This window comes from Vibrio sp. SBT000027 (assembly GCF_963894355.1).
GTDB classification, from domain to species: domain Bacteria; phylum Pseudomonadota; class Gammaproteobacteria; order Enterobacterales; family Vibrionaceae; genus Vibrio; species Vibrio splendidus.
On the sequence record NZ_CAWQGD010000001.1, the window covers coordinates 944,239 to 965,760 of the forward strand.

The window sequence follows — 21,522 nt, forward strand, 5'->3', positions numbered from 1 at the left end:
AATCCCGATTGGTCAACAACTTAAACCAATCAGGTGAGATTGATAAGGGCAATGAATGGTCGGGCGAGTCGGTACTATTAATGACGTCACTGATGGTTAAGGTAAGCACTAGAGCGTTGCTCAATCACTTTGAACAGACGCGAAAGCGCAAAGCATAAAGCAAAATATACGAAGCCTACAATCAGCCAGATCTCGAAGATCAAACCTGAGGAGTTTGCCATTTCAGTTCCAACAAACGTCATCTCTTGGATCGAAATCAGAGACACAATCGACGTGTCTTTAACCAAAGATATTGCTTGGCCAGCCAATGGCGGTGTAATGGCCGTTAATACTTGCGGGCCGACCACAAATCGATACTTAGACAATGCAGACAGACCGAGTGAATCGGCCGCTTCCCATTGGCCTTTAGGAATACCTTCTAAGCCAGCTCTAATTACTTCAGCAATATAAGCAGAAGAGAGCAAGCCAATACAGATAACACCAGACGCCAAGTTTTCCCAAAGGTTAGCTGGGCCGAACAGGAAATCTTTAACAGCATTAATCTCGCCGTTGTGTTCACGTAAAATGCTTTCTAAACCAAGCAATGGGATCAGCTGGTTAGAAACAAAGAAGTAAAAGATAAAGACAAACACCAGCGGCGGAATATTACGAACCAACTGAATGAAAATCAGTGCCGGTGTTTTGAAGAAAGCGATCTTTGAGTGTCTTGCCACACCTAACAATGTCCCAAAAGAAAGAGCTAACACCATGCTCCAGACACTCAAGCGCAGTGTAGCGATCAAGCCTTGGAAAAAGTAAGGAATATTGCCTTGAGAAGGCGGAATGAAAATCAGGGTAAACGCATCTTCCCAACGCCACTGGTAGTTAATACCAACAGCGGAACGATAATAAAGCCAGCCTGCAAACACACAAATGACAGCGAGTAACACGCCATCCAAAAGGTTAAGGCGTTGATACCAAGGCTTCATATAAACGTTGGGCTTAGGTGTTGTTAATGCGCTAGTACTACTCACGTCATTCCTGTTTAAACAATAATAATTAGTAGGCTGTTTTGTTGAGTTTTAGATCATCAATAAAGCGAATCAAGTTGCCGACGAGAAGGCAGTGCAGACAACGCACTGCCTCGATTCACTAGCAAAAGTTCAGATTACTGACCTTGAGCAATCTGGTCTTGCCAATCTAGAGTAGAGAACCAGTACTCGTAACGCTCTTTCAACCAACCATCTTCAGTACGTGCTTTGATCCATTCGTTGAAGAATTCTGCCTTGTCAGTTTCACCTAGGCGAACTGCAAATGCTTCGTTACCTTTTGATAGACGCTCTTCAAATGGAATAAATAGCGTGTCTGCGTTTTTGATCGTTTCGTGTTCTGGTTTCGGGCTAGACGCGATAACCGCGTGTGCGTTGCCGTTCAATACTTCTTGGAATGCTTGAGCATCGTCATCGAACTGTAGAACTTTCGCTTTAGGGAAGGTTTCACGAGCGACTTGAACCGTGAATGCTCCACGACGTGCTGCAATTTTTACGCGGCGAGAATCAAAATCAGAGATCTGAGTAAAACCTTCCGCTAGCTCTTTGTTAGCCGCCAGTTGAACGCCAGAGTGCGAGTAAGGTTCAGTGAACAATACGCTTTTAGCACGAGCTTCAGTGATAGACATACCGCCGATGATTACATCAAATTTTTTCGATAATAGAGAAGGGATAATACCGTCCCATGCCGTAGGTACAAATTCGACTTTCCAACCAGAATCTTCGGCAAGGCGTTTCGCCACGTCGATTTCAAAGCCAACGAGATCGCCTTGTTTGTTACGCATCGCCCAAGGAACAAATGTCGACATACCAACGCGCAGTGAGCCACGTTCGTTGATTTTATCGAGGTTAGGCGTTTCAGAAGCAAGTGCAGGCAAACTTACGGCAAGCGCAAGTAGGGCTGTAATCGCGGTTTTAAATAGCTTCATGCTGATAAATCCTTATTGTGTTCGCCAGTTAGCCCCGAGCTTATGCTCAAGCCAAGCAGCAACGGCAGAAAGTGAAAGTGTAAGAGCAAGATAAATGATCGCCACAGAGAACCAAATCTCGAATGGCATCGCGGTTTCAGAAACGATGTTTCTGGCTTCAGTCGTCAGGTCAAAAATAGCCATGACACTTACAATTGAAGAGTTTTTAATAAGAGAGATCACTTCATTGGTCAAAGGTGGCAAGGTACGTTGCACCACCTGAGGAAGAATCACATCCCAGTAAGTATAGGTCTTTGATAAGCCCAAGGATTGAGCTGCTTCAAATTGTCCTCTCGCAATACCATTTAAACCGGCACGAAATATCTCGGCGGTGTAAGCGCCTTGGAAAAGTGCTAAGGCTAAAACGGCAGTACTAAAGCGATCGAGCCCTAATACGGGGCCAAATACAAAATAGAGCAAATAAATTTGTACTAATAACGGCGTGTTACGAATCAACTCAACATAGCTGGTGGCTAAGGTGCGTCCAACCACCGAATTTGAGTTTCTCAATAGTGCTGTCGTTAAACCAATGATCAGTGTGGCAACCAAAGAAATCAAAGAGATATTGATGGTAACCAGTAGCCCTTCAACTAATTCTGCAGGCCACCATTCACCATCTTCATAGAAAGCAATATAGTCCGGCACACGCTCCCATTGCCAGCTGTATCCCATGGTTTGTGCACCAGAGTCGAGAATCCAAACAACAGCAGCCACCAGTACAACAATCTGTACCAAAGCAGATAGGGCGGGTTTAATAATTCGAATCAACATTAATAAGTCAGGATCTGATTTAGGAACGCTTGAGTACGTTCATGTTGAGGGTTTTCAAAGAGCGCTTGTGGCGTATTCGATTCCACAATTTGTCCTTCATCCATGAAGATAACGCGGTCGGCCACTTGTTTCGCAAAGCCCATTTCGTGGGTCACGCACACCATGGTGATACCTTCGCTCGCCAGTTCAACCATCACGTCGAGCACTTCGTTGATCATCTCCGGATCAAGCGCTGAAGTCGGTTCATCAAAAAGCAGTAATTCAGGCTTCATGCACAGCGAACGGGCGATAGCTACACGTTGTTGTTGACCGCCAGAAAGTTGCACTGGGTATTTGTTGGCTTGTTCAGCGATGTGTACGCGCTCGAGATAGTGCATTGCAAGCTTCTCGGCTTCTCGTTTGCTTTTTTTAAGCGTACGAATCGGCGACAGAGTTAGGTTTTCGAGCACGGTAAGATGGGGGAATAAATGAAAATGCTGAAACACCATTCCGACTTGGCCAGGTGTGTTGAATTTACTCGGAAGCACTTGTTCTAACACGCAAAGCTCGCCGCTTTCGAAAGGTTCTAGCTGATTGATACAACGGATTAAGGTTGATTTACCCGAACCTGATGGTCCGCAAATCACCACTATCTCTCCTTGTTCAATATTTAAATCGATATCCTTTAGGGCATGAAAATCACCATACCACTTGTTAAGTGACTTAAACTTAACCATTTCCTTGAGATTGTTCAAATCGTTGTTCATACCTAGTAAAGAGACAGGTTTACCTTACCAATATAGAAATCTGAATGCACATAAAATTAAGGACTTATGAGAATTTAATAGCATCTTGTAGGGCAAATTAAAAAGCAGCGCCCAAAATGAACGCTGCTTTGTTTATACGAAAGAAATAAGTAACGGGTTCAGTCAGATGTAAAAAATCATCTTTGTGTGACTATTGTCTTTGCTTTCTCTCCACTTTAGCAATTCTTAGTGAATCGCAGACTCTAAAATCTCACGCGTTTTCTCTGGCGTGATTGCTTGGTTTTCGCCAAGTTGCAGGTAACCGTGTGATTCAAGTTGAGCAACAACGTTGTCGATTGCTGCCGCTTTAGTTGCTTCGTAACCGTCGAACATGGTTGGAACGTCTAGGCTGTGGTAGAAGGCTTCGATTGCCGCGATTGTACGCTCGGCTAAATCAGCACCCGCTTCTAGGCCAAATACGTTACGACCCATTTGCTCTAGCTTGCCACGCTTCGCTTCGATTTGATTACGAAGTAGTGAAGGTTGAACAATCGCAAGAGAACGCGCGTGGTCTACGTGCCATAGTGCTGTGAACTCATGGCCAATCATATGTGTTGCCCAATCTTGAGGAACGCCAGTACCAATCAGGCCGTTAAGCGCTTGGTTTGCAGTCCACATTAGGTTTGCACGCCATGCGTCGTTGTCACGCTCGTCGTATTGCTTACCCAGTACAAATAGGTTCTTAAGCAGTGTTTCTGCGTAACCGTCTTGAACCATCGCGTCTGTTGGCATTGTGATGTATTGCTCACATACGTGAACCCACGCATCAACTAGACCGTTGATCAGTTGGCGCTCTGGCAGAGACTTCATTACGTCTGGGTCCATAACCGCAAACTTAGGCTGTACCGCAGGGTTCATGAATGCCAGTTTCTCTTGAGTTTCTTTACGAGTGATTACCGCACCCATGTTAGATTCAGAACCTGTCGCAGGAAGTGTCAGTACCGCACCAATAGGAGTTGCTTCAGTAACTTGGTGTTTGCCCGCTAGGATATCCCAACCGTCGCCGTCGTATTTAGCTGCCGCAGCAACGTATTTAGAACCGTCGATTACTGAACCACCGCCAACAGCGATAATGAACTCTACGTTTTCTTCTTTAACAAGAGCGACGGCTTTATCTAGCGTCTCTTTCGTTGGGTTAGCTTCAACACCAGCGAACTCAATCCAAGCGTGATCCTTTAGAGAAGCGACAACTTGGTCGTAAACACCGTTGCTTTTGATTGAACCGCCACCGTAGATGACTAGTACTTTCTTCGAAGTATCAACCGCTTGGCTGATAGCGTTGATTTGGCCTTGGCCGAAGTGGATAACTGTAGGGTTAACATAAGTGAATTGCATTAGAGATTCCTTGTGTAAAGCTCAATTTGTTATTTTATTTGATTGCTCAATTTCTATATTTGCATATTAGTACAGTAATCTAGGGTGATGAAGAGCTGATCCTCCAAATAAATTGCCTATTTCTACAAAGTTGATATTCTTTCTCTGCTTTAGCTTATTTACTCTTAGCACTTGGAATGGAAAGTCGCCACTTATGAAAACACTCGCGCAGTTGTTACAGTCTTATGTAGAACACAAAGGTTGGGATGATCTCGAAGGGATCAGAGAAACTGAAATTGGCGGTGTGTGGTTGTATAGAAGCAGTGGTGGGAATCAGCGTCAGCCATTCACTTACCAGTCGGGTATTATCATGCTCGGGCAGGGCAAAAAGAACATCTATATTGGCGACAGACCCGTTACTTACGCTGCTGGTGATTATCTTGTGGTAGGCGTGCCAATGCCATTGGAGTGTGAAGCCTTGCCTGTAAATGGCGAACCATTGCTTGGTTTGTCGATAAGCATCGATTCTCAGCGCTTGCACAGCTTAGTCAAAAAGCTGGAAGACCAAGGTTTTCTTGAGAGCTATTGCAACAAGCACAAGCAGAATTCGAGCGGCTTAGAATCGACGCCAATGGAAGAGCAAATGCTGGAGAGCTTTACTCGATTGGTCAAAACTCTACATTGTGACATTGAAGCCAATATATTGGGCGATGCCATGGTCAGCGAGATTGTCTACCGCGCACTAACAGGTTCAGAAGGGCGTGTGCTGTTTGATTTAGCTCATCACGACGGTCACTACGCACGTGTCGCTAAAGCACTGTCTAAAGTGCATGAAGAGTACGACCAAACCATCACTGTTCAATCGCTTGCCGACGAAGCCAACATGAGCGTGTCTGCCTTCCACAATGCATTCCGTAATGTCACCTTTGAATCACCTCTTCAATATTTGAAGAAGGTAAGACTCAACAAAGCCAAAGAACTGATTCAGCTAGAAGGCCTTCGCATCAGCGATGCTGCTCGCCGAGTCGGCTACTCGAGCCCATCCCAATTCAGCCGCGAATTTAAGCGCCACTTCAATACTACTCCAAGAGCTGTTTAGCCCTTACTCAATATTTATGTCCCGAAACGTGCGGCATTAATGTTGTGTCGATTCTTTCTGCTCTTTCTTGTTTACTAAGAGAAATACAATCTAAATCACTGTTATTTATAGACCGAACAGAATACTATCAAATGGTCTTGAGAAACTAGATAGAAACCTTCACTCCAATATAGAAACTTTCTTTCTAATGCTTTTAGCTGTACTGCGATATAAAAACCACGAGAAAATTGCTACAAAAATAGGTCGTTTGTAAATGAAAAAATGCTTTATATTTATAGTTTTATTGTTAACAGGGTGTGCTGCTAAGCAGGTGCCTTATTCACCTTTAGATGTGGTAAACAAAAAGGTTGCTGCGAATGTGATTGAGCAGGTTGTGATGGAGCAGCCAACAAAGTTTAGACCTGAAGGCCTTGTTGTTACCAATTCTTATTTAGGTTTATCTGAAGGTTATAATTCTAAAGTTGTGGCAGTTGGCAATTATAGTGACGCTTCAAATTTGGTGGTCTTATCTGCAAACGTAAAGTTATCAGACATAAATTCAAGGTATTATTTCAATTCGATATCTGCTTTAGAACTCTATAGCAAAAGGGACTGGTTTATCATCCAGTTAAAAAATGATGAGAAACGTGTTACTAAGCGTTTTTATACGAGAAGCTTAGAAAAGGCACAGCGGTTCATCGATTCAATGAATTATATGCAGTCTTCGACTAAACCATTTGGTGTTGAGTAGTACAACCAACAAATGTCTATGGCGTCGATCGTTCTTTTTGATGCCATCTTCATCACGTAGACACCATTCAACCTCACACTTGTTTAAATATATGAGTAAATGTATCTAATTATAGGTATTGTCAGTTTGTTGGTATTGGATTGTCGAATATATTATTAACCGGTTTTATGTGTGATGAGTCCGCTAAAATAATTAATTAAATAGCCTAAAAGTTTATGCACGGGTATAGGGAAAAATTAACTAATTCAGCTAATAACGAAGTTTTAGTGTGAACAACCTATCAAATATTATCTAAAATTCGGTAATTACTCACCGTATTCTCAGAGAGAGTATTCAGGATTATTGAATAGACTTGAAATTAAAGAGAATTTAGCAGTTGATAAAGCCTAGTATGACGGATAATTAGTCGTTTGATGACTAATTATTCTGTAACTTGCTGATTTATAGTCAACTGAGAGTCTGATGGATATCACGTTCACCCTAAAATAATTCACTTAACATGGCGCTACTTTAATCATTCTTTCCAATACGATTGTTAAATATAAATACGTATTCCTATATTATTAAAAGGATCACTCCGATGAGTAGCGATATCATTAAAATTTCAAGAAATACTGAAAACGCACCAATTAATTCTGTATCTACACAAACGGTCGCTTTTTCTCATTATAATAACTTTTCAGCTCAATTACCTGTTGACCCTAAAACAGGTGAAGTCGTAATCGGTAATATTAAAGACCAAGCAGAACAATGCTTAAATAATATTAAAGCCATTGTTGAGAGCATCGACCATGTTATGGATGATGTGGTGAAGATTAATGTTTTCGTTAAGAATATTTCTGATATTGATGCTATCGATGAAGTTTACAAAAGCTTCTTTAACAACAGCCTGCCTACACGTACCGTTGTGGGTGTAGCTGCGCTGCCAAACAACGACGCGCTAGTGCAAATGGATGCTCTGATTTCTAACGGCGAAGGCACTAAACCACAAGCACCTTGCGCACTAGTTAAGGTATCAAGAAATACAGATAATGCACCTCAGAGTGTTGTATCGACGCAGACAGCGGCTTTTTCTCACTACAACAACCTTTCGGCTCAATTGCCTATCGATGTAAATACAGGTGAGTTGGTTTCAGGTGGTATCACAGAGCAAACGACACAATGTTTAGTAAACATTAAGACGATTCTAGAGAGTATCGGTCATGTCATGAATGATGTGGTTAAAACCACTATCTACCTTAAAAATGTTGAAGATGCTGAAAAGGTAAATGAAGTTTGCGCTAAGTTCTTCCCAAGTTATGTACCAGCGCGAACGGTTGTTAATGCCGCTGAACTACCAATGGGCGCTTTAATTCAAATTGATACATCCGTTTCACATGGCGACGGTACACCGCCGCAATTGCCTGAAGACACTCGTTTGTTGGTTATTGAAGCTAATAATACTGTTGCTGCACCATTTATGCCTTATTCGCACACCGTTGCTTTCTCTCACTATAATCATATTTCAGGCCAATTACCTTTAGACCCGAAAACAAATGAAATTGTTTCTGGTGGGGTAAAAGAACAAGCGGAACAATGTTTAAAAAATATTAAGGCGATAATTGAAAGTGTTGACCATAGCATGGACGATACCGTGAAGATCAATATTCAGCTTAAAGATGTTTCAGATATTGAGGCGGTGAACGAGGTTTACACCACATTCTTTAATGCTGATTTACCGGCAAGAACGGTAGTAGGAGTTTCAGAAATTCCTATGAATGCTCTCATTCAAATTGATGCCGTCGTTTCTAACTGCGAAGGCACGCCACCACAAGACGTGGTTGCATAAATCAATTGAACCCTTCTCGATAATATCGATCAGATCTCGGTTTAGCTTCCAAATAGGGAGCAAACTCAACAGGCCGAGATCTGATCCGTTCACCTCATTACTCAAGTCCATCGAAGCGATACACCTAAGCTTATCCCGTAAATATGGTATTTATAAGGTTGAAGTGTTTTAATATGAAAAACAGACGCTTAACGTAATAAAGAAAACCAGCTTATGCAATTTCGAGCCATTTTACTGCTATGCCTTACCCTAATAGGGTGTTCGTCCAATCAAGAGTTGGTACCCAACCCAACAACCATCACGCTATTTTATGGTGATACATCCATCTCTGCAGGTGTTTTAGAGGATAAAACATTTAGTTCGGTGCTAGCCAATAGAAAGGAGAGTGTTACTTTCTCGGGCGCAATATCAAAGCAAAACTCAGGCTACTTTGTCGATATGTTAGTGATTCGAGAAGATAAAACGCGTCAATCGACTAGACAGCTCAACACTTCGCTTCATATGGAGCCGGGAGAGTTAGTGGATGTTGGCGGTGTGAATAACGATGTGTTCAGGGTAATCCTCGAGTAACAAAACTAAAGTGTTCAATTAATCTGAATTTTTGCTTTACCTCAACCTAACTTCAAGTCTTAAGCTTCTCTTACTGATTAAGAAGGAGCTTATTATGCAAAATAACTACGTAAAAGAACTCGCTGTTAAAACTTATCAAGAAGATCTTCAGAAAGAGTACGTAAAATCTAAAGCTCGCCCATTTCATGCCCCAAGTTTTATCAGTGGAGTGTTATTGTCAGTTTTGCTGGTTGGGTTGTTTTAGTAAACAGACTCGTGGAATGTTTGATCCACTGCCAACTCTCTCTACTCCAACTTGCTTGTGCTTAAATGGTTACGGCACAATCGCTTATGTAGAGTTGTGACGCTAACGTCGAGAGGAAGTGAAGTATGGCCAGTCCAAGAGTGTTAAAGGTACAGATTACTGACATTACCTGTGGCGAGAATGTCACTATCATCGAGCCAAGCAACGTTTATGGCTGTGAGCTAAAAGATGATGTATTCATTGGTCCTTTTGTTGAGATTCAAAAGAACACCGTGATAGGCGAGAGAAGTAAGATTCAATCTCACACCTTTATTTGCGAGTATGTGACTATCGGAAGTGACTGCTTTGTCGGGCATGGAGTAATGTTTGCCAATGACTTGTTCAAAGAGGGAAAACCAGATCCAAACCCAGACAGTTGGGGGCGAACTGTTATCGCTGATAACGTTACTATTGGTTCTAATGCGACAGTGTTGCCTGTCAGTGTTTGCGAAGGGGTGGTAATCGGCGCGGGCAGTGTGGTGACAAAAGACATCACTGAGAAAGGTATTTATGCAGGCAACCCTGCTAAGAAGTTAAGAGACTTACCTTAGATTCATAAGACAAGCTGAGCTGTATGAATCATTAGGTGCGGCTTTTTAGATAAGCGACAGGGTATTTATTATGGATGTATTTTTACACGTACTTCATCCAAGCGATGCCAGTGCTTTATTGGAGTTTGAAGTCGAAAATAGAGAGTGGTTTGAGCAATTTGTCCCAGCTCGGGAAGGCTGTTTCTATTCTAATACGGGCGTCGTCGAGCAAGTGACAAGCTTTCTAACAGAGTATGACAATGGCGAGATGATTCCTATGTTGATCAAAGACGCTAATGGCACTATTTGTGGGCGAATCAATGTTCGTGATATTGACCAGAACGCTGGAAGTGGAGAACTAGGTTATCGAGTAGGTCACGCATTTGGTTCTAAGGGTATTGCGTCTAACGCGGTGAGGAAGTTACTTATCTACTTGGCCGAGCACTCATCCCTTAAATATGTTGATGCCTATGCGTTAGTGGGTAATGTTGGTTCAAACAAAATCTTATCCAATACAGGATTTGATTTAGTTGAACGCGTTGAAAGTTACGCCGTGTTCAAAGGGAAGGCTCAAGATGCTCATTATTATCGCAAAGCGTTATCTGTGTAACTGAATACTTTCGATGTTAACTCGTCTTATAGTAAGGAAAGATTATGTTTATTGTTTCTCTTGAATACCAAGTGCCTTTGGAAGAAGTAGATCGCTTCATTCCAGAACATGTTGAGTTTTTAAACAAGCAGTATGAACTCGGGCACTTTCAGTTGTCGGGTCGTAAGAACCCTCGAACTGGTGGTGTTATTTTATCCACGCTTAATAACAGGGAACAGTTAGACATGATTTTGACCGAGGACCCCTTTCATCGAGAGAATATCGCTAAGTATGAAGTCATCGAGATGTTGCCAACCAAGGCGTCTCAAGAGTTCAAGTTTTTGTTATAGGTTACATTTACTCTACGAAGTTAATTGGTATTTTAACTTGTTGTTTTAGTTGGGCTTTATAGTCTAAACTCTCGCCACTGGCAGCTTGGGATGTGAACTTGTATGAGTAATACTAGCCGCAAATTTGACAGGGCAGTTTTGAAGATTCGAGGCATAGTTTCTCTTGTCTTAATGGCTGCATTACTTATGTGTATGAGTTCGAGGTGATATGAAGTGTTTAATAGGTGTTTTCTTAGGTGCCTTATCTATGTCTGCGACAGCGCAGTCAATGGTCATTGTTGATTCAACAAGAGATCGCTCTATACCTCTAGAGATTGTTTTACCGCAGGATTCTGATAGTTGCACAACGAAAGAACAGTGTGACGTGGCTTTTATTAGTGCCGGTAATCGAGTTCTATTCACCAAATATAGTTTTGTTGGAGAAATGCTCAACGATAGGGGGTACATGACCATTTATGTCGATCACGAACTACCAAGTGATCCTCCTCTATCGAAGACTGGTGACTTGTATCAGACACGAATTGAGAATTGGATGCGAGGGGCACAAACTCTCAACGTACTTCAACATGAGCTAGCGAGTCGTTTCCCTACTTATGATTTTGACAAGTTAACCTTGGTCGGGCATTCGAATGGTGGCGATATTTCTACATGGTTGAGTAACGAAAATAAAAGTTATGTTTCTCAGTTAATTACGCTCGACCATAAACGAGTCACGTTACCTAAAAGTGAAAGTATCCGAGTGCTTTCCATTCGAGCAACTGAATACCCTACTAAAGAGGGGGTACTACCGACTGAATCAGAGCAAAAGCAATATGGTAGTTGTGTTGTTGAGATTCCAAACTCTAAACATATGGATTTAAGTGATTATGGCTCTAATCTCGCGAAGCAAAGTACGAATGATATTATTATTGGCTTTTTGGATGGCTTAGCGTGCGAAGAGTTGAAAGTAAAAGTTGAGTAGAAACATCTAATCCATTAGAAGCTGGCAGCGTCCTTCTAGCCAGCTTCGAGTCTTTTTATTTCAAGGTTTAGGGTTACTTCTAGTTACGGCCGCTTATAGATTTACGGTTACTTCTGAGGTTTGTTACGTTCGATTACGCTAATCGCGATCGCCAAAAATAGAATATCTTTCACTAGGAAGAAGTTAGTGACTAAGATGCCATCCGATACTTTCCAAGCATTTGGCGTTGTAATTAGGAAGCTGAGTGTCACAACAAAGATGGCCGCTGCAGCAATGCCTGAATAGAAAGCAATTGTTGGTTTCTTAAATCCAACGATCAGTCCAATCGCGACAATGATCTCCGCGCCACCCACCATGTTAGACACAGCTTGTACTGAGAACAGATTGTAAAGCCAGTTCATTGCAGGATGATTTGCGATTAGCGGTTCAATGAGCATCGCTTCGGTTGGCGTAAACTTATAAATACCAATCCAAGCGAGCACTAATGCTACGCCAACCACGCCTAGGTTGTATCCGACATTACTCTGTTTTAAATCATAGGTTTGAACATGCATAAAAGTACTCCATTTAATAAAATCCCTGAATATGACCGCAGGAGTTCAGATTAAATTTCGCATTGAGAATAATAATTAATATATTTATCTAGAGATTTTACAGGTAGAGACTTATTGTCTCGATATGAACTTAAATACTGGTGATGTTGAGAACCGAAGCAATGTTTAGGCGATAGTGCTGTTCAAAAGGTACAGCGAGCTTTCCAATTTTTGTTTTCAATACTCACGATTTGGATTAGATTACGTTGACGCAAATCCCTAATTATAAGAAGAGAATCGCTCGTGAAAATCCATAGAATTAACCCGACCAAACGTTGGTCAGATGTAACTGTATTTAATGGCATCGCAAGCTTTGTGGAAGTACCAGAGACGGATACAACGGCAGGAATTAAGAGTCAGGTTCAGCAAATTTTTGATCAAGCTGAAGAAATGATGAGCTTGGTAGACAGTGACAAATCTCGCGTATTGTCGGTAACGATTTACCTAACAGATTTTGCCAATTTTGACGCGTTAAATGAAGTGTGGGAATCGTGGTTCCCTGAAGGCTGTGCGCCAAGCCGTGCATGTGTGAAAGCAGAACTGGCAAACCCTGAGCTATTGGTTGAGATGTCGTTTATGGTTGCTGCGGGTGAAAAGTTTCAATAAGCCGAAATATCGGTAGAAGTAATTGGTCGTATAAACGCTAATCAGCTAATCAATTAGACAGCGAATAGATAAAACAAAGCCACTCAGGTGAATCACTTGAGTGGCTTTTTAATTTTATACGCTACCCGAAACTAAATCGGGTCAGGCATTAAGCGAGACCTTGATCTCTGGCCATCTGTTTCGCGATTTTCGGTGCGTGCCATAGACACGGCAACAAGATGAACGATACAGGAACCGCAGTGATTACAATGAATGACTGTAGAGCGGAGATGCCGCCAGAACCCATTGAGATAAGAGCAATGGCTACTGCACCCATGATGATACCCCAGAAGGTACGTACGGCTGCGTTTGGCTCTGTAGTGCCTGTCATTACAACACTGATTGTGTAAGTCATCGAGTCACCTGTCGTCACGATGAACGTGGTCGTCAGGATAAGGAACAGAATCGCAATCAAAGTAGGGAACGGCAGTTGAGCGGTAATTGCCAGTAGCACAGCAGGAAGGTTAAAGCCTTCGAACGCGCTAGAAATTACGCCTGGGTTCTCTAATTCAAACGCTAGACCACTACCACCAACGATGCTGAACCAAAAACATGTTACTAGCGGTGCAACGATGCTGATAGAAACGATCATTTGGCGAATCGTACGGCCACGTGAGATACGAGCAATAAAGATCGCCATCATCGGACCATAGCCTAAGAACCAACCCCAGAAGAATACCGTCCAGCCACCTAGCCACGCTGTATCTTGGCGGTACAGTGCCATTGGGATGAAGTTATCCACCATTTCGCCCATACCTTGTAGGTAGCCATCAATGATGAAGCTCGTTGGGCCTACTAGCAGAATGTAGCCGATTAGGCACACTGATAAGATGATGTTGTAACGGCTAACCAGTTGGATACCTTTGTTCACGCCACTCAATGCAGACAGTGTGTACATTGCGATAGCGAAAACGATAACCACACTTTGAGTTGCAAAGCTGTCGGAAATACCAAACAGTTCGCTCAACGCGTAGCTGATTTGCAGTCCAAGGAAACCGATAGGGCCAATAGTACCTGCGGCTACAGCGACGATGCTGCACGCGTCGACTACGTTACCAATCCAGCTGTTGATTGCTTTATCGCCAAGTACTGGGTAAAGCAGCGTGCGTGGCTTAAGAGGAAGACCTTTGTCGTAATGCAGGTGCATTAATACGATGGAAGACAAACCACCTAAGATTGCCCATGCAAGGAAGCCCCAGTGCATGAAAGATTGTGATAGGGCGTTGAACGCCATCGCTTGAGGATCAGCGTTGCCATAAAGTGGCGGAGCTGAAACAAAGTGAGCAATAGGCTCTGCGGCTGCCCAGAACACACCACCGCCGGCTAGCAGCGTACATAGGACGATAGACATCCATTTAAAGGTGGTCATTTCAGGGAGAGCAAGCGTTCCTAAACGAACGTGGCCTGTGCGTCCTAGTGCAAGCACTAAGCCGATAATGAAATTGAGTAGTAGTAGGACTTGCCAGAAAGCACCGAACCACTTAGTTGAGTAACTAAAGCCGATGTTTACAAGTTCGGACAACACGGAGGTGTTGGTGAAAGCAAGGACGACAAAGAGGGTTAAAAAACTCCCACTAAGCCAAAATACTGGGTTTCCGAGTTCCAGTTTTTCACCCAAAGATTGAGCTTTATTGAAATCGATAGAAGTAGCTTCTGCGTTGATGTTTTCGTTGGCGACTTGCGTCAAGTTGGACATTATTTCTTCGCTATATTTGGCTCTTTCAAGCCTATGTATTTCTCCCACACTTGCATAGAAGTGTGAGGTTCGTCAAAAAAGCCGCAGATACTAACACATTTGTTATCAAAAGGTGGGCGAATTCCAAAAAGAAAGCCAAATCGACTGTAAATCTCTACTTTTTGGTTAGTTTTGATACGAATTTTTTTCTAAACGCTGAGTCACATTTCTGATTTTTGAGACATTATTTTTTAGCTTTCCGAAATAAATTAATATTAGTTGTTGGTGCAAAATAAGTGTCGACTCATTGCATGCTATAAACAAATTAATGCGAGTCATTTTATAAATAGAGAATATTTTAGGTGTTAAATTTGCGTTGTTACCTACAGTTGTTTTGCGAAGAGATTTAAGTGGTGAGTAAAGTCCCATTTAAATTAAACATCTTGAAACAATAACTTAAGGGATAGCTAACATGCACCTAAACCAAGGAAGAGTGGCCAAGAAGGTTTTTACACTCAGTACTCTCACCGCGTCATGCTTAATGGCGTTCAATAGCTATGCGGCTGTGGATTGCTCAACGTTAGAAACGTGGGACTCTGCCACTGTATATACCGGTGGTGATCAGGTTTCACATGACGGCAGCGCGTACTCAGCAAACTACTGGAATCAAAATAACAACCCAAGCCAATTTGAAGGCGATTACGCACAATGGAAGAAAGTCGATGTGTGTAGTGGTAATGGCGGTGGTGGTACACCAAACGAAGCACCAACGGCTTCATTAACAACGCCTACAGCATCAGATGTGATTGTTGAAGGCGACAATGTCGTATTAAGCGGAACAGCACTGGACGCTGATGGTAGTGTTGCTTCCGTAGAATTCTTTGTTGATGGTTCTTCGGTCGCGGTTGTGACAGCGGCACCATTTGAAGCAACGTGGGCTGCAACGTCGGGTAATCATCAGGTTTCTGTTGTCGCGACAGATAACGAAGGCGCGGCAAGCCTTGCTAGTGAAGTTTCAGTGGTTGTTGATTCAGTTCTGCCAGGAAATGAAGCACCGACAGTTTCGGTTGCGCTTTCAGTAGCTTCGGTCGATGTTGGTGGTGTAGTAACGCTTACCGCAACAGCAGCAGACAGCGATGGCACGGTTGATAAAGTAGATTTCTATGTGGCAGGCGCTCTTATTGGCACAGCTGCAACTACCCCTTACACGCTTGATTACACAACCACTCAAGCGGGTTCTTTAGCGGTTTACGCAAAAGCGACTGACAATCAAGGCGCAACGACAGATTCAGCGCTGGCTTCTTTGACGGTGAATGGCGTACCAACGGTGAGCACTTGTCGACCTGATGGCTTATATCAAACTCAAGGTGTCGATGTTCCTTACTGTACTATTTACGATGATGAAGGCCGTGAGAAAATGGGCGCGGATCACCCACGTCGTGTCATTGGTTACTTCACCAGCTGGCGTGCAGGGGACGACCCACAAGCTGCTTACCTAGTAAATGACATCCCTTGGGAACAACTTACACACATTAACTACGCTTTCGTGAGCATTGGCTCAGATGGCAAAGTAAACGTGGGTGATGTGAACGATCCGAATAACGCAGCGGTTGGTAAAGAGTGGCCGGGCGTTGAAGTTGATCCTACCTTAGGCTTCAAAGGTCACTTCGGTGCATTAGCGACCGCTAAGAAAAAACACGATGTTAAGACTTTAATCTCAATCGGTGGTTGGGCTGAAACCGGTGGTCATTTCGCGACAGACGGTAGCCGAGTGGCTGATGGTGGTTTTTACACCATGACGACCAACGCCGACGGTTCGATTAACCATCAAGGTATCGAGACATTCGCCACTTCCGCGGTGGAAATGCTGCGTAAATACCAGTTCGATGGTCTGGATATCGATTACGAATACCCAACTTCTATGGCGGGTGCCGGTAATCCGTACGACAAAGACTTCATGGAGCCACGTCGTCAATACTTATGGGCTTCGTACCAAGTCTTGATGAAAGTGCTACGTGAGAAGCTTGATGCTGCCTCTGCGCAAGATGGCAATCACTACATGTTAACGATCGCGGCGCCTTCTTCTGGTTACCTGTTACGCGGTATGGAAACATTCGATGTGACTAAGTATCTCGATTACGTGAACATCATGTCTTATGACCTTCACGGTGCGTGGAATGATCACGTAGGTCATAACGCAGCGTTGTTTGATACCGGTAAAGATTCTGAGTTAGCACAGTGGAATGTTTACGGCACTGCGGCTTACGGTGGTATCGGTTATCTGAACACGGATTGGGCTTACCATTACTTCCGTGGTTCTATGCCAGCAGGTCGTATTAACATCGGTGTGCCTTACTACACACGTGGTTGGCAAGGTGTAACCGGAGGCGAAAATGGTCTTTGGGGCCGAGCTGCACTTCCAAACCAAGCTGAATGTTCAGCAGGTACGGGGGAAGGTGAGAAGAATAACTGTGGTCATGGCGCAATTGGTATCGACAATATGTGGCACGATACCGATCCGAAAGGCAACGAAATGGGCGCGGGCTCTAACCCAATGTGGCACGCGAAGAACCTAGAGAAAGGCATTTGGGGTTCTTATGCAGAGGCTTACAAGCTTGATCCTGTGAATGATCCATCTGATGTTCTAACGGGAACTTACACGCGTAACTACGACAGCGTAGCGGTTGCCCCTTGGTTGTGGAACGCAGAGAAGGGCGTATTCCTTTCAACGGAAGATAAAGATTCTATCAACGTGAAAGCAGACTACGTTATCGACAAAGAGATCGGCGGTATCATGTTCTGGGAACTGGCAGGGGATTACAACTGTTATGTAATCGATGCAAGTGGCAACCGAACGTCTATCGATACGACAGAACAAGCGTGTAACAGCGGTAACGGTGAGTTCCACATGGGTAACACCATGACGAAAGCTATCTACGACAAGTTTAAGTCTGCGACCCCATACGGAAACAAGGTAGCGACGGGCGCTATCCCGACAGAAGCGCTAGATATTACGGTATCGGTTGGTGGCTTCAAAGTCGGTGACCAAAACTACCCAATTAACCCTAAGATCACGTTTACAAACAACACAGGTCAAGCACTTCCGGGCGGTACCGAGTTCCAATTCGATATCCCAGTGTCAGCGCCTGACAATGCAAAAGATCAATCGGGTGGTGGTTTAACTGTGATTGCTTCGGGTCATACTCGTGCGGATAACATTGGTGGATTAGATGGAACCATGCACCGAGTGGCGTTTACTTTGCCTACATGGGAAGAGCTTCCAGCTGGTGACGTGTATGAGCTAGATATGGTGTATTACTTGCCAATCTCAGGCCCTGCTAACTATGCAGTAAGCGTGAACGGTATCGATTATGCCTTTAGCTTTGAGCAACCAGACCTACCATTAGGTGATATCAGTTCAGGTGGCGGTAACCCTGGCGATGGTGGCACAAACCCAGGTACATGCGATACAGCCGGTTTAGCGGTTTACCCAGACTTACCTCAGAAAGATTGGGCGGGTAACCCAAGCCATGCAAACACTGGCGACCAAGTGGTTCATAACGGTAGTATTTACCAAGCGAACTGGTGGACAAGTTCTGAACCGGGTAGTGATGGTAGCTGGACTCAGGTTTGTTCTTAATTTAATGCTAACTAATCCATTTATAGACAATAGATTGCAGTAATAGCCAGTAAATACGAATGCTTTTAAGTCTATTTATCAGGGTTTTAGTGTGATTTAAGTCATCAACTTCAACGTAAAATTAAAACGCCGAACTGAATCCAGTTCGGCGTTTTTGCTTTAAGTCACAGATTGCGTATAGAAACCCTTAAAAATATCGACACTCGTTCAGTAAAAAATAAAACCATGATATAAAACAGTCTGTATATAAGAGAAGTCACAGCGTTACCTAAAATTATAAATCTATGGGGTAATCTTGAAAGTCAGACGTAAATACATTCTTAGTTTTTCCATTGCGCTCGCCATTGTGTCGATGATTCTTTCGGCCTTTCAATTTAACCGAACTGAAAGGTCACTGTTGGAATCCAACCAGCTATTCTTTCGAACGATTGTGAATGCGAGTTACGATATTGTCGACACAACAGTTAATGAGGCGATAAAGACATATCTCAAAGGAATTACCGATACCGTTGCGTCCCATGTATGGCATGCCACACCGGAACAAGAAATTGAACAGGTAAGCCAGATCGCCAGTGAACTGCACATTGGACAATCAGGTTATATCTATTTGATGTCACCGCAAGGCGTTCACCTCTACCACCCTTTCTTGCAAGGCAAGAAGCGCGGGCATCTTACTCATATCCAAAAACAGCTCAGTATCGACTCTGGTATGATCGAATACTTTCACGCTAATCCTCATGAGATCAGTCGGCGTGCAAAAGTTGCCTATTCGATGAGGCTACCGAGTGGCAATACTTTGGTCGCGACGACCTATAAAGAAGAATTGATGTATTTGGTCGATCTTGAAGGCTTAAAAGACAAGCTGAGAAAGTACGCGTTCGGTGATAGCGGATATGTGTACATTATTGATCTTCAGGGTAACTTAGTGCTTCATCCTGATTATGAACACAAGTCATTGAAAGCTTTGATAGGCTACTCGTCCGAACTGCTCATTGATCGAATCGCAACCCAGCCAGAAGGTCACTTTAGCTATTCAATTTCCAGTGACAATGGTACGACTAACAAAAACGTCTTCTATAAGTTTTACCCCTATCTGAATTGGGTCATTTCCGCCGGTATTTTAGAGCAGGAGCTCAATAGAAATCATAGTTTGCTGTTCATTAGTTTAATGGCTTTGGTCGTGAGCCTATTGAGCATTATCATCGTGTTGGTGCTTTACCTTCGGCATCGTCATCTCAAAATCTTGGATGTTGCGAGCCTTGATTACCTCACTGGTCTTCCTAGCCGGCGGAGTTTTATCGAGCAGTTAAAGCTGAAAATTGCTCAGAGGTCGCCTTATCCGTTAACAAATGTCGGTGTCATTTTGCTTGATATTGACCATTTCAAACGGGTGAATGATCAATATGGTCATGCTCAAGGCGATAGGGTTATCTGTGAGGTCGCAAAATCACTGAAGAGATTTGTTAATCGTCGTCGCTTGATTGCACGCTATGGCGGTGAAGAGTTTATTTTGGTGACGTTTGATTGTGATGAGCGTGAGTTATTCGAATTGTCTGAGGAACTCAGACGAAGTGTAGAGCAACTGCAAGGTTTGGTGTCACCTGTCACAATCAGTGCTGGCTGTTGTCACGATCGAGCGCTCACCGATATTGAAACAGCGATCGATAAAGCTGACAAAGCGCTTTATCAAGCAAAAGAGAGGGGACGTAACAACACTCAGACGTATCAAAAGAACGAATATCGCGTTGCTTATATGTGATCAGTTGAAAGAATCGATGTCTTCGAGGTTGGAAGATTGGAAATCATGCTCTTGAGAACGACAAACACAAAAAAGCCCAAATAGATCGCTCTATTTGGGCTTTTTCAGAAATATTTGAAATGCTAATCGCTAATTTAAGCTTTCGCTGCTTTCATCGCTTCCGTTTTTTTTTCCTTTTGCATTTTTGCAAGGAAGTAGATGTTTACACAAGCGATGAAACCGTTGGTCGCGACCACTGGCCATGCGTCAATCATAACGCCGTATGCTGTAAAGAGAGTACAGCCAATAAAGTTAAGGACACGCAGACGAACGATATCTTTCATTGTTAATGAAATTGCGACCATAATAGATGCCGCGTAACCTAAAATTTCAACCATATTGAATTCCATTGTTTGACCCTCTTAAATTTGCCGATACTTTGTCGGTACCAATTCTTCTCTTCATGAGATGATTGAGGAAGCTCCGTGCCTCGAATGGTCTGGTTATGTTTAACGAGGTAGACTATACCAACTCTGTTTTTGTGATTAAACCCCCAAAACGGGCAGAAGTGAAGGTTAGCGATTACGCAAACGTTTAATGACCTTTCTATTAACATAATTACTATTTATGTTGGGAGGTTAATTGATATTTATTCTTATATAGGTAAGGAAGCCGCGAATGATAAAACGACCCATTTGTGCAACAAAAAGCATAAAAAAAGCAGCATTATTGGCTTTGATAGCGATTGGACTGACAGCATGTACCACACAAGAAATGCCGCCAACGCATAATTATGGTGTGGTCACCAGCGGTGATTTTGAGTTCATGAAACACGGAGTAACGACGTACTCGTGGCACCCTGAATCAGAGCAGGTTTACCTTTCTCAAAAATACGATGAGACCGTAGTAACCGATCTAGTGCGTGATGCGATTGAAGATCAACTCGCTACGAAAGGTTATCAACTGAATCAAAATGGTGCAGTTGGTGATGTTGTTGTCGGTTTTGGATTGGCCGAAGAATCAGAGTTAAATGATGACTCGATTTTCGATGCGATTAAGCTTTCAACGGGGGTGCCATTTTATGATGGTGACGGAAAGGTCGCCGAGAAAGGATCGCTGTACATTGCTTTTTTCGTACCTAACTCTCAGGTCGTACAATGGCAAGCATTAGCACAGTCTGGCATTCAATCTGATTTAGAGCCAAGCGAGAGCAAACAGCGTATTACTGGCTTTGTTGAAATGTTATTTAGACGCATGCCTGAGCGATAGAATTAGGCGTTGGATGCATTCGTTGAGTCAATATTAGTTGTTGAAAATATGGTCAGATCGCAGATTATACTTTTTTATTTGTAACGAATGGTACAAATACGTAAAGCAACGTAAAGTTCGCGCTTCTTTTGCTAGCATTTGTCTATACTGCTCAAA

Annotated in this window: 21 protein-coding genes; 13 read left to right on the forward strand and 8 right to left on the reverse strand. The window is 43.2% G+C overall.

The genetic code is table 11. The features are described from left to right. Window positions 1-86 precede the first annotated feature (86 nt). The 5 genes from AACU28_RS03955 to AACU28_RS03975 all read right to left on the reverse strand — a co-directional run bounded on the left by AACU28_RS03955 (window position 87) and on the right by AACU28_RS03975 (window position 4,887). Entirely contained in the window at window positions 87-1,013 is a 927-nt protein-coding gene (locus AACU28_RS03955; protein WP_121602403.1) for an amino acid ABC transporter permease, read from the reverse strand. A gap of 134 nt (window positions 1,014-1,147) precedes the next feature. Beyond that, window positions 1,148-1,957: a transporter substrate-binding domain-containing protein gene (locus AACU28_RS03960; protein ID WP_012600468.1), complete on the reverse strand. Its 810-nt coding sequence runs from the start codon at window positions 1,955-1,957 to the stop codon at window positions 1,148-1,150. Window positions 1,958-1,969: 12 nt separating this feature from the next. Continuing rightward, window positions 1,970-2,767 carry an amino acid ABC transporter permease gene (locus AACU28_RS03965; RefSeq protein ID WP_009845515.1) on the reverse strand — a complete coding sequence of 266 codons (798 nt, stop codon included), beginning with the start codon at window positions 2,765-2,767 and terminating at the stop codon, window positions 1,970-1,972. Beyond that, a complete protein-coding gene (locus AACU28_RS03970) occupies window positions 2,767-3,513 on the reverse strand; it encodes an amino acid ABC transporter ATP-binding protein (protein WP_017082064.1) in 747 nt (248 codons plus the stop codon). The genes AACU28_RS03965 and AACU28_RS03970 overlap by 1 nt, the downstream gene beginning before the upstream one ends. Window positions 3,514-3,738: 225 nt before the next feature. After that, on the reverse strand, window positions 3,739-4,887 hold the full coding sequence (locus tag AACU28_RS03975; protein ID WP_121602404.1) for an iron-containing alcohol dehydrogenase: 1,149 nt from the start codon (window positions 4,885-4,887) through the stop codon (window positions 3,739-3,741). A gap of 193 nt (window positions 4,888-5,080) precedes the next feature. On the opposite strand from AACU28_RS03975, the gene AACU28_RS03980 reads away from it, so the two are divergent. The 9 genes from AACU28_RS03980 to AACU28_RS04020 all read left to right on the forward strand — a co-directional run bounded on the left by AACU28_RS03980 (window position 5,081) and on the right by AACU28_RS04020 (window position 11,806). Beyond that, the gene (locus AACU28_RS03980; protein ID WP_009845512.1) at window positions 5,081-5,965 is read left to right on the forward strand and encodes an AraC family transcriptional regulator; all 885 of its coding nucleotides are present in this window, start codon (window positions 5,081-5,083) and stop codon (window positions 5,963-5,965) included. A gap of 253 nt (window positions 5,966-6,218) precedes the next feature. Continuing rightward, window positions 6,219-6,695 (forward strand): hypothetical protein, encoded by a 477-nt coding sequence (locus AACU28_RS03985; protein ID WP_017082065.1) that lies wholly within the window; start codon window positions 6,219-6,221, stop codon window positions 6,693-6,695. Window positions 6,696-7,275: 580 nt separating this feature from the next. Further along, a complete protein-coding gene (locus tag AACU28_RS03990) occupies window positions 7,276-8,523 on the forward strand; it encodes a RidA family protein (protein WP_102454549.1) in 1,248 nt (415 codons plus the stop codon). Between the two features lie 213 nt (window positions 8,524-8,736). Next, window positions 8,737-9,093, forward strand: coding sequence for a hypothetical protein (locus AACU28_RS03995; protein ID WP_121602405.1), 357 nt, complete (start codon window positions 8,737-8,739; stop codon window positions 9,091-9,093). A gap of 94 nt (window positions 9,094-9,187) precedes the next feature. Further along, complete coding sequence (locus AACU28_RS04000) at window positions 9,188-9,337, forward strand: hypothetical protein (RefSeq protein WP_004731446.1); 150 nt, start codon at window positions 9,188-9,190, stop codon at window positions 9,335-9,337. A 125-nt stretch (window positions 9,338-9,462) separates the two neighbouring features. Further along, the gene (locus tag AACU28_RS04005; protein ID WP_121602406.1) at window positions 9,463-9,927 is read left to right on the forward strand and encodes an acyltransferase; all 465 of its coding nucleotides are present in this window, start codon (window positions 9,463-9,465) and stop codon (window positions 9,925-9,927) included. 70 nt (window positions 9,928-9,997) lie between these two features. After that, window positions 9,998-10,516, forward strand: a complete 519-nt coding sequence (locus AACU28_RS04010; RefSeq protein WP_121602407.1) for a GNAT family N-acetyltransferase — start codon at window positions 9,998-10,000, stop codon at window positions 10,514-10,516. A 44-nt stretch (window positions 10,517-10,560) separates the two neighbouring features. Beyond that, window positions 10,561-10,845, forward strand: coding sequence for a YciI family protein (locus AACU28_RS04015; protein ID WP_054543156.1), 285 nt, complete (start codon window positions 10,561-10,563; stop codon window positions 10,843-10,845). A 208-nt stretch (window positions 10,846-11,053) separates the two neighbouring features. Continuing rightward, the gene (locus AACU28_RS04020) at window positions 11,054-11,806 is read left to right on the forward strand and encodes an alpha/beta hydrolase (protein WP_121602408.1); all 753 of its coding nucleotides are present in this window, start codon (window positions 11,054-11,056) and stop codon (window positions 11,804-11,806) included. Window positions 11,807-11,913: 107 nt separating this feature from the next. Here AACU28_RS04020 and AACU28_RS04025 read toward each other — a convergent pair whose 3' ends face one another. Further along, window positions 11,914-12,360: a DUF417 family protein gene (locus tag AACU28_RS04025; RefSeq protein WP_076646849.1), complete on the reverse strand. Its 447-nt coding sequence runs from the start codon at window positions 12,358-12,360 to the stop codon at window positions 11,914-11,916. Between the two features lie 282 nt (window positions 12,361-12,642). Here AACU28_RS04025 and AACU28_RS04030 point away from each other — a divergent pair, with 282 nt between their 5' ends. Continuing rightward, entirely contained in the window at window positions 12,643-13,005 is a 363-nt protein-coding gene (locus AACU28_RS04030; protein ID WP_004731436.1) for a RidA family protein, read from the forward strand. Window positions 13,006-13,153: 148 nt separating this feature from the next. Here AACU28_RS04030 and AACU28_RS04035 read toward each other — a convergent pair whose 3' ends face one another. Further along, window positions 13,154-14,740 (reverse strand): BCCT family transporter, encoded by a 1,587-nt coding sequence (locus AACU28_RS04035; protein ID WP_004731433.1) that lies wholly within the window; start codon window positions 14,738-14,740, stop codon window positions 13,154-13,156. Window positions 14,741-15,191: 451 nt separating this feature from the next. On the opposite strand from AACU28_RS04035, the gene AACU28_RS04040 reads away from it, so the two are divergent. Both AACU28_RS04040 and AACU28_RS04045 read left to right on the forward strand, forming a co-directional pair. Further along, window positions 15,192-18,359, forward strand: a complete 3,168-nt coding sequence (locus AACU28_RS04040) for a chitinase C-terminal domain-containing protein (protein WP_121602409.1) — start codon at window positions 15,192-15,194, stop codon at window positions 18,357-18,359. A gap of 295 nt (window positions 18,360-18,654) precedes the next feature. Then, the gene (locus tag AACU28_RS04045) at window positions 18,655-20,118 is read left to right on the forward strand and encodes a sensor domain-containing diguanylate cyclase (protein ID WP_017082077.1); all 1,464 of its coding nucleotides are present in this window, start codon (window positions 18,655-18,657) and stop codon (window positions 20,116-20,118) included. Between the two features lie 134 nt (window positions 20,119-20,252). On the opposite strand, the gene AACU28_RS04050 is transcribed toward AACU28_RS04045, so the two are convergent. Next, the gene (locus AACU28_RS04050) at window positions 20,253-20,507 is read right to left on the reverse strand and encodes a YgjV family protein (RefSeq protein WP_010430226.1); all 255 of its coding nucleotides are present in this window, start codon (window positions 20,505-20,507) and stop codon (window positions 20,253-20,255) included. A gap of 268 nt (window positions 20,508-20,775) precedes the next feature. On the opposite strand from AACU28_RS04050, the gene AACU28_RS04055 reads away from it, so the two are divergent. After that, on the forward strand, window positions 20,776-21,366 hold the full coding sequence (locus AACU28_RS04055; protein WP_121602410.1) for a DUF4136 domain-containing protein: 591 nt from the start codon (window positions 20,776-20,778) through the stop codon (window positions 21,364-21,366). Window positions 21,367-21,522: the final 156 nt, after the last annotated feature.

Excerpts from the sequence above, each read along its gene's own strand:
- AACU28_RS03960 (WP_012600468.1), bottom strand. The coding sequence starts at position 1,957 with ATGAAGCTATTTAAAACCGCGATTACAGCCCTACTTGCGCTTGCCGTA.
- AACU28_RS03965 (WP_009845515.1), bottom strand. The coding sequence starts at position 2,767 with ATGTTGATTCGAATTATTAAACCCGCCCTATCTGCTTTGGTACAGATT.
- AACU28_RS03970 (WP_017082064.1), bottom strand. The coding sequence starts at position 3,513 with ATGAACAACGATTTGAACAATCTCAAGGAAATGGTTAAGTTTAAGTCA.
- AACU28_RS03975 (WP_121602404.1), bottom strand. The coding sequence starts at position 4,887 with ATGCAATTCACTTATGTTAACCCTACAGTTATCCACTTCGGCCAAGGC.
- AACU28_RS03980 (WP_009845512.1), top strand. The coding sequence starts at position 5,081 with ATGAAAACACTCGCGCAGTTGTTACAGTCTTATGTAGAACACAAAGGT.
- AACU28_RS03985 (WP_017082065.1), top strand. The coding sequence starts at position 6,219 with ATGAAAAAATGCTTTATATTTATAGTTTTATTGTTAACAGGGTGTGCT.
- AACU28_RS03990 (WP_102454549.1), top strand. The coding sequence starts at position 7,276 with ATGAGTAGCGATATCATTAAAATTTCAAGAAATACTGAAAACGCACCA.
- AACU28_RS03995 (WP_121602405.1), top strand. The coding sequence starts at position 8,737 with ATGCAATTTCGAGCCATTTTACTGCTATGCCTTACCCTAATAGGGTGT.
- AACU28_RS04000 (WP_004731446.1), top strand. The coding sequence starts at position 9,188 with ATGCAAAATAACTACGTAAAAGAACTCGCTGTTAAAACTTATCAAGAA.
- AACU28_RS04005 (WP_121602406.1), top strand. The coding sequence starts at position 9,463 with ATGGCCAGTCCAAGAGTGTTAAAGGTACAGATTACTGACATTACCTGT.
- AACU28_RS04010 (WP_121602407.1), top strand. The coding sequence starts at position 9,998 with ATGGATGTATTTTTACACGTACTTCATCCAAGCGATGCCAGTGCTTTA.
- AACU28_RS04015 (WP_054543156.1), top strand. The coding sequence starts at position 10,561 with ATGTTTATTGTTTCTCTTGAATACCAAGTGCCTTTGGAAGAAGTAGAT.
- AACU28_RS04020 (WP_121602408.1), top strand. The coding sequence starts at position 11,054 with ATGAAGTGTTTAATAGGTGTTTTCTTAGGTGCCTTATCTATGTCTGCG.
- AACU28_RS04025 (WP_076646849.1), bottom strand. The coding sequence starts at position 12,360 with ATGCATGTTCAAACCTATGATTTAAAACAGAGTAATGTCGGATACAAC.
- AACU28_RS04035 (WP_004731433.1), bottom strand. The coding sequence starts at position 14,740 with ATGTCCAACTTGACGCAAGTCGCCAACGAAAACATCAACGCAGAAGCT.
- AACU28_RS04040 (WP_121602409.1), top strand. The coding sequence starts at position 15,192 with ATGCACCTAAACCAAGGAAGAGTGGCCAAGAAGGTTTTTACACTCAGT.
- AACU28_RS04050 (WP_010430226.1), bottom strand. The coding sequence starts at position 20,507 with ATGGAATTCAATATGGTTGAAATTTTAGGTTACGCGGCATCTATTATG.
- AACU28_RS04055 (WP_121602410.1), top strand. The coding sequence starts at position 20,776 with ATGATAAAACGACCCATTTGTGCAACAAAAAGCATAAAAAAAGCAGCA.